Raw genomic sequence first — 13,175 nt, 5'->3', positions numbered from 1 at the left:
CAAAAGCTATGTAGTATTTGGCAATGCCTACTTAACCCTAGACTTGAATGGCAGTAATGCAGACGTTGATTTAAATCCTATTTTTGAAGGAGAAACTATTGCCATTGTAGACAGTGGCTTGACTGTAGAATCTGCTGATTCATCCCAGATTGCCAGTGCAACCATCGAAATTGTCAACCTCTTAGATGGCGATCGCGAAATCCTCACAGCCGATACTAGCAACACAGCAATAACTTCTAACTATGACGGTGCTACTGGTATTCTCACTCTAAATGGAACAGATACTATTGCCAACTATCAACAAGTTCTACGGACAGTTAGTTATAACAATACGGCAGAAAATCCTGACACTGAACCTCGTAGAATCGAATTTGTGATTAATAGTGGAGACACACCAAGTAGCAACAGTGCATTTGCTGCAACCACTGTGAGAATGTTTAACCATAATCCCACAGTCACGAACCCGATTGACAACCAAACTATTAATCAAGATGAGGAGTTAAGCTTAACCTTAGCAGATAATACTTTTAGCGATGAAGATCGAGACGAGTTAACATTAACTGCTACTTTGGCAAACGGCAATCCTTTACCTGATTGGCTTGAGTTTGATGCCCATACAGCGACATTTAGCGGTACACCCACAGCAGAAAATGTAGGCGCAATTACTATTGAAGTGACAGCTGATGATGGCAACGGCGGAATTGCTAGGGAAACTTTTGAGTTGAGCATCAATGCTTTTGAACCTTCTAGCATTATGCAAAACGACCATCAAATTTTTGCTCTTTCTGGTACTAACGAGCAAGTCTCATTACAATTCAACCTCATAGAAAGCAAAGCCGATTATATCAACGAAATTGCTGTATTTGTTGTGGATGATGAGCGCGGTACAATTGATGGCATTGCACCAGAGCAAACTGGCTATTTAGAAGCTGCGATTGACAAAGCAGAAGTGGTTTTTTCTGCACTTCCTGAAACTGTTTTTCCCGATCTTATTGCCACTCGTCAACTAAGCTTCAATAGTCAAGAACATCTGGGATTTTTGCTGGTTTCTAACAGTACTGTTGATACTGTTATGGCTAATTTAGCTGTCGGACAAACCTTACCAGATGTATTCTTTACTACTTCTACAGGTAATACAGATAATTTTGACCATTCACAAATATCAGAGCTAGACAATAACGGGTTTACTCTTTCATGGGAAGACTTAGTCAATGGCGGTGACGCAGATTTTGATGATTTAGTACTGGGAGTTCAGATAAGCGATCGAGCCTTACCATCGGTAACAGGGCTACAAGGAAAACCAGAACGAGAATTACTTGACCTGCGCGATCAAACTGGTATGGTAGAAGTCGAATTTACCACATTTACCTCTGCCAATTACGATAATTCTGTTGGTTTATATGTGATTGAAAATGAGCAAGGAGCGATCCGAGATTCTTTAACAGGACAATTAATTGCGCCTGATGCTCCTGGTTATGCCGAAACAGCTATCAGACAACGCCTCGATTTAGTCCTTAACCGAGACACAGAAAATGTGGCAATGCAGCTAGAGGGTGGAGTTATCCTAGCTCCTTATATCATTGCTGACGGAACTCCAGAGCAGTTTCTCGCCACTAACCCAAATAATCAGTTAGATGCTGGCTCCCTTGCTTATTTTGCTTATGTGGGTACTAATCGGGATCGAGTAGATCATCTACGCCTGCTTGGTGACAATACGTTTGGGTTTGAAGATCTTTATGGAGGAGGAGATATTGATTACGATGACTTTGTGTTTCAGATCGACGGCAACTTTACCTTGTAAAATGACGATGATTTCACATTGGTTGTCCAATTAAAATTACTGTCAGATGGTCAGTTGTGTCTTCGCCTTCCTCTCCAATAATCAGCGATCGCCAAAAGCCGAGATCGAGTAACTGATTCAAAGTCAAAGATGTTCTGGTGAATCAAATTCGCTATAAAGATATTCTGCGGGTTGAAACAAAACCCAAGAAGTCAAAATATACTTATCATCGGATAAAGGAATATGTCCTTTGTGGGTATGGGTAAATCCTGCTGGTGCAATTACCAATCTTCCTGCTTGGGGAGTAATCAAACGTTTTTGATAATAAAATTCTGTTTCACCACCTTCACTAACATCATTGAGATAATACATAAAAAGTAAAACACGATGTAAACTCTCACTACTATTGCTATTATTTGTTTTTAGATTGTTATGAAGATCGGGATATATTTCTGAATGATAATGATAGTAACCGCCTATTCCTTTATCATATTTTTGTGCATTAACAACTCCTAAATAGTAGAGACGAGCAATAATTTTAGCGATCGCTTTATCACTAAGATGCGCAATATCTTCTACTTTTAAAGCAACATTTTTCCCTGTTTTGGTATCTTTTACTTGCGGTGACAATACTCCTGTCAATAGATGAGCGTAACAGCGCATATAATCTACTAAATAACCCAAAGTAATTTGTGTAATTACCTGGTTAATTTTTGTCCATTCTGGCTGTAAAGAAATAGCAATATCTTCACTTTGTTTATTTTCTAAATTTAATCCCTGTCCTGTAACTCCAGACTTTTTCTGCGAGCTACTATTAAACATTTCAATGATGCGATCGCAAATTCTTCGATCTAAAGCACTATCATAAATATTAATAAAATCTATCATTAGACTAATTTCAAAATTCAAGTAATAGAAAATAAATCAAATACTTTTGGTGGATTTTTTAATTCAATTAATTATATATTGTTTAAAATACTCTTACTTATACTTAATTTTTTTGATTTTGATTTTTAGTTTCATAGTATATGGAGTTATACTCGATCGTCTAATCATAAATTTATTAATTCTCTTCTAGTTTTCCGATTACCAGTTACTAATTTCTAATACCCAATTTCTAATGACTATTTTTTTACTAGCTTGTCTCGCCATATATGTTGCTTGGAATTTAGGTGCAAATGATGTTGCCAATTCAATGGGGACATCTGTAGGTTCAAAAGCAATTACTCTTACTCAAGCTATCATAATCGCAGGTATTTTAGAATTTGCAGGAGCAGTAATCTTTGGTAGAGAAGTTTCCGCTACTATCGCCAGTAAAGTAGTAAATCCCGATTTATTTGTCACTCAACCTCAAATATTTGTTACAGGGATGATTGCGGTATTAATTTCCTGTGGTTTATGGTTGCAAATTGCCACTTCCCAAGGTTTACCAGTGGCTTCTTCTCATGCTGTGGTAGGAGCAATTGCTGGTTTTAGTTGGGTGGCAATGGGCAAAAATGCGGTAGATTGGTCAAGTATTGGTAAAATTTGTTTAGGTTGGCTTTCTACTCCCATTTTAAGTGGAATAGTTGCCATTATCTTTTATAATATCTTATGGCGATCGCTTTTTGAGAGTAAATCTATTATCAGATTACAAGAATGGATTCCCTGGTTAAGTGCTGGCTTAGTAGCAATTTTTGGAACAATAGTTTTTCCTAAATTTTGGCAATCTTCCCTTTTTGAGAGCTTAACTATTCCTCGCCACGATTTATCATTGGCTTTGGGTGGAGTTGCTGCAATTTCTGTGACTACCTATGGTTGGCAACAACTCAAAATACTGCAAAATAAAGATAATTTAGCTTTAGAGACTGTAATGGCGAAATTTCAGGTAATTAGTGCTTGTTTTGTTGCTTTTGCTCACGGATCGAACGATGTCGGTAATGCGATCGCTCCTTTAGCTGCTATTGTTTATGTATACGATACTAATACTATTCCTTTTGGTAATATTCCCATTCCTTTTTGGATATTAGTAATTGGTGGTTTAGGTATTGTTTTAGGTTTAGCTGTGCAAGGTAAAAATGTCATTGCCACTGTCGGTGAAAATATTATTTCTCTTGTACCCAGTACGGGTTTTTGTGCCGAAATTGCCACAGCAACCACTATTCTTTTAGCTTCTAGAATTGGCTTACCTGTTTCTACTTCTCATACTTTAGTTGGTAGTATTGTTGGTATTGGTTTATGGAAAAATAGAGATTCTGTAGACTGGAGTACCATTAAATCTATTGTACTAGCTTGGATAATTACTCTTCCTGCTGCTGCTATTTTAGGTGCAGTTATTTTTAGGATTCTTAACAGTTTAAATTTTTTAAATTGACATTAAATTCTCAACTATAAAATTGATTTCTCATCATGAGTAAAACCACACCTGAAATTGGCATTATTATGGGTAGCGATTCCGATTTACCTACTATGCAAGCAGCTATTAAAATTTGCGAACAATTTGCCGTTAGCCATGAAGTAGCTATTGTCTCTGCCCATCGCACACCTCAAAGGATGGTAGAGTATGCCCATAATGCTCATAAAAGAGGCATTAAAGTAATTATTGCTGGTGCTGGTGGTGCTGCTCATCTACCAGGGATGGTGGCTTCTCTGACACCTTTACCCGTGGTTGGTATACCTATTGCCACACGAAACCTTCAAGGGTTAGATTCACTCTATTCTATTGTGCAAATGCCCAGAGGAATACCTGTAGCTACAGTAGCCATCGGCAATGCTCAAAATGCTGGCTTATTAGCAATACAAATAATTGCTTCCCACATACCAGAACTGCTAGAGAAAGTCAGTGAATATCGTCAAGACTTAGCTCAAACTGTGTTGAACAAACAGCAAAAATTAGATGAGTTGGGTTATCAGAAATACTTAACTCAAATGTAAGAAAGTATGAAAAAAACCAAAAGCATCTTAATTTTGTCTGACCTCAATATAAAATGAGACTACGTTACAAATCTTTACCCCAAGCAGAATGTAGTGTAAACTACGCGAGGAAAGATGTATGTTTTTTAAAGTAAGGAGCAAAGACCACGATGCAGTTGGCTCAGAAGCTGCAAACAGTACCCAAAGAGTACCTCAAGCCACATGGAGGCTTTAATCTCACTGTCTTGATGACAGCAGTAGCTCTGATGCTGATAGCTTCTTCGGTGTGGGGTTATTTCGTCGGAAATTTTTCTTTGTGGTATTGTTTCATCGCCAATGTTCTGGCTTTACATTTGTCAGGAACAGTTATTCATGATGCTTCTCATAACAGCGCGCACAGTAATCGAATTGTGAATGCAATTTTGGGACATCTCAGTGCCTTGATGTTGGGGTTTGCTTTTCCTGTATTTACACGGGTACACTTACAACATCACGGTAATGTCAACGATCCAGAAAACGATCCAGATCATTTTGTATCTACAGGCGGTCCTTTATGGATGATTGCAGCCCGTTTTTTTTACCATGAGATATTTTTCTTTAAAAGACGCTTATGGCGCAAATATGAGCTATTAGAGTGGTTTCTCAGCCGTTTATTTTTGGTTACAATAGTATTAGTCGCAATTCATTACGATTTTATCGGTTATGTAATGAATTTTTGGTTTGTTCCTGCTTTAGTAGTAGGAATGGCTCTAGGACTATTTTTTGATTATTTACCTCATAGACCATTTAAAGAACGCAATCGCTGGAAAAATGCTAGAGTTTACCCTAGTCCTATTTTAAATATTTTAATATTAGGTCAAAATTATCACCTAGTTCATCATCTTTGGCCATCTATACCTTGGTATCGGTATCAGCCAGCCTATTATGCGACTAAATCTCTTTTAGATGCAAAAGGATGCGAACAATCTTTGGGTTTATTTGATGGCAAAAATTTTTGGAATTTTCTGTACGATATTTTCTTAGGTATTCGCTTTGGCAAACACTAAAGTTATTAACCATGTAATAAGTAACAGAGATAATTACCATTAGTAATCAATACCATTTCCACTTTAAGCCTTATCGGCGTAAATTTAAAAAGCCCTTGCGTACAAGCCACGGAGTTTGGAAAGTACGTGAGGGTATAATTATTACCCTCAGAAATTCTGAAGGAAAAATTGCTCAAGGAGAAATTGCGCCTATTCCTTGGTTTGGCTCAGAAGACACCGCAGAAGCAGCCCAATTTTGTCAGCAACAGGGAAACACTATAACTTCAGAAATAATTACAAAAATTCCCACTACCTTACCAGCTTGTCAATTTGGCTTTGAGTCTGCTTTACTAAGTTTTAATCAAGAAATAAAAAAAGTTGACGAAAATTCATTGAATTACTGCTACTTATTACCCACAGGTAAGCAAGTTTTAGAGCAAGAATATCAGTTAAAGAATAAGTCTAGCAACCCCACATTTAAATGGAAAATTGGTATTGATGAAACAATCCAAGAAATTGCTATTTTCAAAAAATTGCTCGTTAAATTACCCCATAATGCTCGACTAAGACTGGATGCCAATGGAGGGTTAACTATTAAGCAAGCTCAAGCATGGTTAGAAGTCACTGAAAATAACAAAATGATAGAATTTATCGAACAACCTTTACCACCATCAAATTTTCAGGAAATGATGGTACTTCAAGAAACATACAGCACTTCTTTAGCACTAGATGAATCTGTCGCTACCATTAGCCAATTGAAAGATTGCTACGAAAAAGGTTGGCGCGATGTTTTTGTGATTAAATCGGCGATCGCTGGATTCCCCAGTCATTTACGTCAATTTTGCCAGCAACACGATCTAGATTTAGTATTCTCTTCGGTTTTTGAAACATCTATTGGTCGCCAAGTTGCTCTACAATTAGCTTTAGAATTAGGAAATTGCGATCTCGGCTCTGCCGAGGCGCTGCGCGATCGCGCAGTCGGATTTAGTCTCGATCCTTGGTTTAGCAATTATTAAGAAATTTTCTCAAAATAAATGCTTCTTAACCTACCACAAATAAAATCAAGAAAACTTAGTTAGTATACCTAAAAGTTTTTTCGTATTTTCAGTTAACAAAGTACGACGATAAGTATCCGCAGCTTTTTTAATCGCTTCAGCTTGAGTAGGATAAGGATGAATGACGCTAGACATCTTACTTAAGCCTATTTTATGGACAATAGCGGTAGTTACTTCACTAATCATTTCTCCTGCATGAGAAGCTACTATCGTCGCGCCTAAAATTTCATCAGAGCCTTTTTTATGGAAAATTTTCAAGAAACCTTCTGTTTCACCATCTGCTAAAGCGCGGTCTACATCATCAAAATCAATTTTGATAGTGTTACAATCAATGCCTTTGGCTTGAGCTTCTTCTTCATACATTCCTACATGGGCAATTTCAGGATGGGTATATGTTACCCAAGGCATTACTAAATCACTTAATTTATATTTGCCAAAGCCAAAAGGAGAGAATAAGGTATTTTTTAAGACAATGCGGGCTGCTGCGTCTGCTGCATGGGTGAACTTCCAATTCATGCAAATATCTCCTGCTGCATAAATTTTGGGGTTACTGGTTTGTAAGTTATCGTTAACAATAACGCCTTTTCTAGGGTCATATTCCACGCCTACAGCTTCCAAATTTAAGCTTTCTACATTGGGTTGTCTTCCTGCACCTGCTAAGATTTCATCTACTACAATTGATTCTGATTTTCCATTACAGCTAAAGTGAATTATCTTACCTTCAGCCGTTTTTTCCACTCCTGACATCTGACAGGCTAAAATTAGGCGAATCCCATCTTTAATAAGAGCCTGTTGTACTATTTCGGCTGCTTCGTTATCTTCTTTATTTAAAATATGATTTCCACGATGAAATAAAGTAACTTGACTACCTAAACGCTGAAAAGATTGTGCCAATTCACAACCAATAGGACCTCCTCCAATAACTGCTAATCTGGGAGGAAGTTCGGTTAAAGAAAATACCGTTTCATTGGTTAAATATCCTGCTGATTCTAAACCTTGTATTTGAGGTTTGACTGCTCTTGCACCCGTAGCAATTACCGCTTTTTTAAATCTTAGGGTTTGCCCTTTTACAGTAAGAGTATCATTACTGGTAAAACTAGCTTCGCCAAAAAAAACATCCACACCTACTTTCTTAGCACTCATAGCAGAATCTACAGGACTAATTTTTGTTCTTACTTGACGCATTCTCGCCATCACTGTGGGGAAGTGAATTTTAATCTCTTCGGGAGGAATCACCCCTAAAGATCCAGCATCACGCATATCTGCGACAGCGCGAGAAGAACGAATTAAGCATTTGGAAGGGACGCAACCAACATTTAAACAATCTCCTCCCATGAGATGTTTTTCTATAAGAGCCACTTTTAAACCTAAGCCTAAACCCCCTGCACCTTTGGCGGTAACTAATCCTGCTGTACCAGCACCAATTACTACTAAATCATACAATTCTGCGGGAGTGGGATTAATCCAATCTGAAGGATGGACATTATTTAATAATTCTTGGTTATATTTGTCTAAAGGAGTAATAGTTGTAGCGTGTTTTTGAATATTCATTATTTTTGTTAGTTGTTAGTTGTTAATTGTATTTAGTTAATTTAGTGTGGTGTATTATTTGACTAGGCTCGTTGCTAGTAGCCAATTGATTATCGAGCGCTGTGTAACTAATAACAAAGACACTCTTAAAATTCTATGTTTTTAATTCAAGATAAAGTATTACTACGCAGTAAAGCTTTGGGGTTAAATTCACTACTACTAGCGATTTATTGTGCTATTACTGGTACAGCAGTTAACGCCATTCCGATAATAGTTAAGATTTCTCGTCTTGAAAATTTCTGATTTTCCATTGCTTTTAGTTGTGGATTTATCTTTAATTTAATCGACACAACTATAATGTCAAGATTAGCTTAAAATAAGCTTAGAATTGAACTACAAATAACTTAAATTATAATTTTTACCCATAAATTATTAATTGACGAGTATTTAATCTTTAAATTCAAAAGTATTATTCAATCTGGTTTTGGTTGAATAATACTTTGAGGACGAATCACCGTTTTTGGTAGATTGCTTCTATATATCTTATTTTGTAAATCAGGAGAAAATCTCTTGGTGATTTTAGCTTGGGTGTGTAATGAAGAGAAATACCCAGTTACTTCAGTAAAATAAAGAATTTGTTTTCTGAAAAGTTCGTTCTATAATCATCTCAGTTACAGAGTAGCAGGCAACGAGGCGATCGCTTATTAAGATTAATCACCGATTCATCATCAGCAATCTTGCTTCTTCAATCCATTTTTTGACCTGGGATACAGAAGGAGTTAAATCCTGACGTTGCATTGTCGCGACATAAAGACGTTTGATATTCGGATGTATTCTTTGTAATGGTGTTTGAGATAATTGCCTCGTCGAAGCAATCCCCGAATGTAATAGTAAGCCACAATATCGATACCCCACACTAGGAATTCTCGCTAAATCTGCTAGTGCAATCCATTTATTGATGTGTTTGATATGCAGTTGTAACTTATTTGCTAAAAGATTTCTTGCTTGAGGTGTCTGGCTATTCATTAATAAATCTCTAGTTGTTTTTATCCCATTTTGGCTGAGTAATTCTTGTTCTTTGGTACTCAATCCTGGTATAAGAGCGATCTCCCAGTAACGAAGTTGCATTTTTTTGGCGTTGGTGAATGAAGTTATCCAGTAAGTACCTGGGCATAATTAATTGTGTATTTTGGCATAGCAGAGGGAGCAGGGGAAGCAGGGGAGCGGGGGGGGAAAAGATGAATGTGAGGACACTTCATTAATGTACAAATAATTTTGCTTACCTACTTATAGCCCTACAGGATTAGGTTAGGAGCAAAAAAATTAGGAGGCTTTTCTAAAGATTGATTATTATTAGAGCGATAGTGGCAGTGCTACCAAAGGCAAACCGCTATCTTGAGACTAACATATCTAACTTAGTAGACATTTCTCAAAATTGAAAACCCAGAGGAACAATAGTTTTTTTATGAGCTTTTCTATGAGTTTGACGCTGAATTTTATGAGATTGAGAGAGCGAAAGTCACACTAAGATAAAGCGTAGAAGAGAAAAGTAATTCAATCACAAAATTCTCCTTTTTGCTGGATATAGGTGGCAAGTATCGGTCAAGATATCTAAAACATCCCAAACATAACTTTTAACTTTTAAACTTTCGACCAAGAAAAAGGGGGTACAAGCCTCCTCTTTGAAGAGGGAAAGTTTTTGGAAAAAGTTGAAGCTTCTTTCAAAAACCTACCTCTTACCTCCTCCTAATCCTTGATTTTATTGACGGGAGGAAATGCTCTTGGTCAGAGAGCCGTCTTGAGACAGTTCTCTACGGAGGGAAACCCTCCTGCAAGACTGTCTCGCTATTCCACTCCCGTGTTGACCTTGCTCTACACGTCAAAGACTGTGATTTTCCATAGGAGAACATGAAATTAATAAGTTAATTATTGCTGATGTGCGTTACGTTTCTCTAAATAATCCCACAGAATCTAAAAACTATTTGGACTCATAATTCATCCTTTACTATTAGTCTATAAATCAATATAATCAGTGATTATTAAGTTGTAGTATCGCTTTTCCCAACTTACAAAAGGGCAAAAATTAATTTTCCTCTTTGTTTGTTTTTCGTTCCTCATTTCTTATAGCTTGCGGTTTACCCCAAATGACTGTTTCTTGTTTATAAATTGCCATTCCTGGTTTTGCGCCTTTAGGTTTATAAACGTGCTTGGGTTTAGTATAAATTACTGGAACAACATCGCTTTCTCTAGCTTGGGAATAGTAAGCAGTAATGTTAGCTGCAAATTTCATATCGGCTTCTTGGGCTACTTTTCCAGGTTCGAGACGTAATAAAACATGACTTCCTGGGATTTCTTGAGTATGAAACCAGATGTCATAATCATTGGCTGTACGAAAGGTTAAGCGGTCATTTTGGCGGTTATTTCTGCCTACTAAAAGCTGATATCCCGATGGTGTGGTGAATTGATGGGGTTGAGAATCATCTTTGTTTTTAGAAACAGCTCTATCGCTTTTAAGATACTCTTGTTCTATTAGTTCTTCTCTAATTTCTGCTAAGGTTTCTAAGTCTTCGGGATTATAATAGTTATCTAGTTGAGTGAGGGCTGTTTTAACTTGTTGCAGATAATTTATTTCGGTTTCTACTTCATTTAAAAGAGGTATTACTGCATTTTTAGCTCGTTTTAATTTTTGATGATTTTTATAAAGAGCTTGGGCGTTTTGGACGGCATTTTTTTCTGGATTTAGCTTAATGTTTACTGGCTCTCCTGTGGCAAAGTCATTTAATTCAATAGACTTGATTCCTGGCTTAATTAAATGCAAATGTGCCATCAATAAATCTGCTTGTTGGCGATAGCTTTCTGCTTCGGTTGATTCTTGTAAGCGATTCCGAAATGTCTCTGCTTTACGATCGCTTTTTTTTAAGATACTACTAATTTTTTGTAGTAGTTGATGATGTAATTGCTTGAATTGCTGTTGATTTAAGTTATTGATATAGTAGCGATCTATTAGTTGCTGTAAGTTATCTACAGGATGATTTTCCACAAAGCCTAAGATAGTATATCCTTGAGCGGTTTTCCCTGGATAAAATTCACAGGTTGCTTGCATTTTTAGCCATTTTTGCCAAGCAAGATATAAGTTATCCCAATCTATTTGTTGTAGAGTTTCTGTGGATTGTTGAGGAGTAACCCCAGCTAAGGTAATAATTTCTTGGGTAACTTTAGGACTAATCCCTCGATAGGAATTCATTAATTGACGTTGCAATTTTCCAGGGATTAAACTAACTCTAGATTGCCATCTTTCTTGCTCTTCTTCTAATTTAGGTAATGTTCCTGTTAGTGGTGGTGGTACTTCGTAAGGTTGTCCTGTTTGAATGGGACGTACACTGGATTGGCTACTACTAATTTGCTTAGCAGGAGCGATAATTTGCTGCTTGGCATCAGTTAAAATGACATTGCTATATTTGCCCATAACCTCTACATAAAGATGCCATAACACATCATCTCCAGGGCGTTTGGCAAATTGTAAATCTAAGACTCTCTCCCAAGGCGCAATAATCTCGATAGCAGTGAGAGCTAATCCTTTAAATTGATGGCGCAATTGGTCACTAAAGGTAAAAGTATCGGGAATTTTGGGCGGTGGCTCACTGATACATACTCTCGCAGCTTCAGGATGCCAACAAATACCTAACCAACCTCGTTTTTTAATCGTTCGTAAAGATAAATAGATCGTATAACGATCGCGCTGATATACTTGTTCAATACGAGATGGTAGCCAATTTCTGGCAATATCTTCTCTAACAGCGACTAAAGTAGTGTAATCAAAAGCTTGCATAGGAATTCTTAAATACAAAAATAAAAATAAATTAAGCTAGTGCATCGAGAAAAAGCTAAAAAAAAAGCTAAAATTTCCGTAAAAATCAGTTTTTCATCACTTTTTGGGTTGTAATGCAAGATTTTTGCCTATAACATTAGGATTATATTTTCTTTATGCCTTAATCACATCTAACGGCAGTTCAATACTCATGGATATTCAGTTAATTAATATCGGTTTTGGTAATATTGTTTCGGCTAACCGCATTATTGCTATAGTTAGCCCAGAGTCAGCACCTATTAAAAGGCTGATTACAGAAGCTAGAGACAGAGGACAGCTAGTAGATGCGACTTATGGTCGTCGGACTAGAGCAGTAATTATTACCGACTCTTCCCATATAGTATTATCCGCTATTCAGCCAGAAACCGTTGCTCACCGTTTTGTGATAAACAAAGAAGGTAGCTAGCAATTCTTACTTCCAACTTCATGGCACAAGGAAAATTAATTGTGATTACTGGCCCTAGCGGGGTAGGGAAAGGTACAATAGTTCGCTCTCTATTGCAACGTCATCCCGAACTCTGTCTTTCTGTTTCTACCACTACCAGAAATCCCCGTCTTGGTGAAATAGAGGGCATAGACTACTACTATACCAGCCAGGATGAATTTAAAACTGCGATCGCAAAAACAGAATTTTTAGAATGGGCGGAGTATGCTGGCAATTATTACGGTACACCCAAAACTAAAGTCAAAGAAGTTTTAGAGCAAGGCAAATCAATAATACTAGAAATTGAATTATTAGGAGCAAGAGCGATCGCGCAATGCTTTCCTGATGCTCGGCGCATTCTTATTTTACCCCCTTCTTTGGCAGAATTAGAAGCTAGAATAAGAAAACGCGGTAAAGACCCCGAATTAGCTATAGAAAAGCGTTTAGCCAGAGCAAAAGAAGAAATTGCAGCCAAAGATGAATTTGAGTTTCAAATTATTAATCATGACTTGGAACAAGCAATTAAAGAAGTAGAGGAAGCAATATTTAGTTACTAATTAGTAGTTGTTAATTAGTGGCTAGTGGCGATCACAACAATTCA

Annotated in this window: 12 protein-coding genes; 8 read left to right on the top strand and 4 right to left on the bottom strand. The window is 37.1% G+C overall.

The features are described 5' to 3' along the window. On the top strand, positions 1-1,801 hold a 1,801-nt coding region (locus H1P_RS02370; RefSeq protein ID WP_144863775.1), incomplete at its 5' end, for a DUF4114 domain-containing protein. 123 nt (positions 1,802-1,924) lie between these two features. Here H1P_RS02370 and H1P_RS02365 read toward each other — a convergent pair. Further along, complete coding sequence (locus tag H1P_RS02365) at positions 1,925-2,668, bottom strand: 2OG-Fe(II) oxygenase (protein ID WP_144863773.1); 744 nt, start codon at positions 2,666-2,668, stop codon at positions 1,925-1,927. A gap of 232 nt (positions 2,669-2,900) precedes the next feature. On the opposite strand from H1P_RS02365, the gene H1P_RS02360 reads away from it, so the two are divergent. From H1P_RS02360 to H1P_RS02345, 4 genes are all read left to right on the top strand, one after another. After that, the gene (locus H1P_RS02360) at positions 2,901-4,133 is read left to right on the top strand and encodes an inorganic phosphate transporter (protein ID WP_144863771.1); all 1,233 of its coding nucleotides are present in this window, start codon (positions 2,901-2,903) and stop codon (positions 4,131-4,133) included. A gap of 35 nt (positions 4,134-4,168) precedes the next feature. Next, positions 4,169-4,693 carry a 5-(carboxyamino)imidazole ribonucleotide mutase gene (purE, locus tag H1P_RS02355; RefSeq protein WP_144863769.1) on the top strand — a complete coding sequence of 175 codons (525 nt, stop codon included), beginning with the start codon at positions 4,169-4,171 and terminating at the stop codon, positions 4,691-4,693. 149 nt (positions 4,694-4,842) lie between these two features. Continuing rightward, positions 4,843-5,718 carry a beta-carotene hydroxylase gene (crtR, locus tag H1P_RS02350; protein ID WP_144863767.1) on the top strand — a complete coding sequence of 292 codons (876 nt, stop codon included), beginning with the start codon at positions 4,843-4,845 and terminating at the stop codon, positions 5,716-5,718. A gap of 29 nt (positions 5,719-5,747) precedes the next feature. Then, positions 5,748-6,713 (top strand): o-succinylbenzoate synthase, encoded by a 966-nt coding sequence (locus tag H1P_RS02345; RefSeq protein ID WP_342799519.1) that lies wholly within the window; start codon positions 5,748-5,750, stop codon positions 6,711-6,713. A gap of 45 nt (positions 6,714-6,758) precedes the next feature. Here the strand turns inward: H1P_RS02345 and H1P_RS02340 are convergent, their stop codons facing one another. Continuing rightward, a complete protein-coding gene (locus H1P_RS02340) occupies positions 6,759-8,303 on the bottom strand; it encodes a mercuric reductase (protein ID WP_144863763.1) in 1,545 nt (514 codons plus the stop codon). A gap of 135 nt (positions 8,304-8,438) precedes the next feature. On the opposite strand from H1P_RS02340, the gene H1P_RS35645 reads away from it, so the two are divergent. Continuing rightward, on the top strand, positions 8,439-8,585 hold the full coding sequence (locus H1P_RS35645; RefSeq protein ID WP_186375798.1) for a hypothetical protein: 147 nt from the start codon (positions 8,439-8,441) through the stop codon (positions 8,583-8,585). Positions 8,586-8,996: 411 nt separating this feature from the next. Here H1P_RS35645 and H1P_RS02335 read toward each other — a convergent pair whose 3' ends face one another. Beyond that, positions 8,997-9,410 carry a DUF4332 domain-containing protein gene (locus tag H1P_RS02335; RefSeq protein ID WP_144863760.1) on the bottom strand — a complete coding sequence of 138 codons (414 nt, stop codon included), beginning with the start codon at positions 9,408-9,410 and terminating at the stop codon, positions 8,997-8,999. 955 nt (positions 9,411-10,365) lie between these two features. After that, positions 10,366-12,111: an Rqc2 family fibronectin-binding protein gene (locus tag H1P_RS02330; RefSeq protein WP_144863758.1), complete on the bottom strand. Its 1,746-nt coding sequence runs from the start codon at positions 12,109-12,111 to the stop codon at positions 10,366-10,368. 190 nt (positions 12,112-12,301) lie between these two features. Between H1P_RS02330 and remA the strand changes: the two genes are divergently transcribed. Then, complete coding sequence (remA, locus tag H1P_RS02325) at positions 12,302-12,556, top strand: extracellular matrix/biofilm regulator RemA (protein WP_144863756.1); 255 nt, start codon at positions 12,302-12,304, stop codon at positions 12,554-12,556. A gap of 20 nt (positions 12,557-12,576) precedes the next feature. Then, entirely contained in the window at positions 12,577-13,131 is a 555-nt protein-coding gene (gene gmk / locus H1P_RS02320; RefSeq protein WP_144863754.1) for a guanylate kinase, read from the top strand. Positions 13,132-13,175: the final 44 nt, after the last annotated feature.

It is taken from the genome of Hyella patelloides LEGE 07179 (genome assembly GCF_900659865.1).
Classification (GTDB): Bacteria; Cyanobacteriota; Cyanobacteriia; order Cyanobacteriales; family Xenococcaceae; genus Hyella; species Hyella patelloides.
This window is presented reverse-complemented; position numbering and strand designations above follow the sequence as displayed.

Coding starts and splice junctions, on each gene's coding strand:
- H1P_RS02365 (WP_144863773.1), bottom strand. CDS start 2,668: ATGATAGATTTTATTAATATTTATGATAGTGCTTTAGATCGAAGAATT.
- H1P_RS02360 (WP_144863771.1), top strand. CDS start 2,901: ATGACTATTTTTTTACTAGCTTGTCTCGCCATATATGTTGCTTGGAAT.
- purE (WP_144863769.1), top strand. CDS start 4,169: ATGAGTAAAACCACACCTGAAATTGGCATTATTATGGGTAGCGATTCC.
- crtR (WP_144863767.1), top strand. CDS start 4,843: ATGCAGTTGGCTCAGAAGCTGCAAACAGTACCCAAAGAGTACCTCAAG.
- H1P_RS02340 (WP_144863763.1), bottom strand. CDS start 8,303: ATGAATATTCAAAAACACGCTACAACTATTACTCCTTTAGACAAATAT.
- H1P_RS35645 (WP_186375798.1), top strand. CDS start 8,439: ATGTTTTTAATTCAAGATAAAGTATTACTACGCAGTAAAGCTTTGGGG.
- H1P_RS02335 (WP_144863760.1), bottom strand. CDS start 9,410: ATGCAACTTCGTTACTGGGAGATCGCTCTTATACCAGGATTGAGTACC.
- H1P_RS02330 (WP_144863758.1), bottom strand. CDS start 12,111: ATGCAAGCTTTTGATTACACTACTTTAGTCGCTGTTAGAGAAGATATT.
- remA (WP_144863756.1), top strand. CDS start 12,302: ATGGATATTCAGTTAATTAATATCGGTTTTGGTAATATTGTTTCGGCT.
- gmk (WP_144863754.1), top strand. CDS start 12,577: ATGGCACAAGGAAAATTAATTGTGATTACTGGCCCTAGCGGGGTAGGG.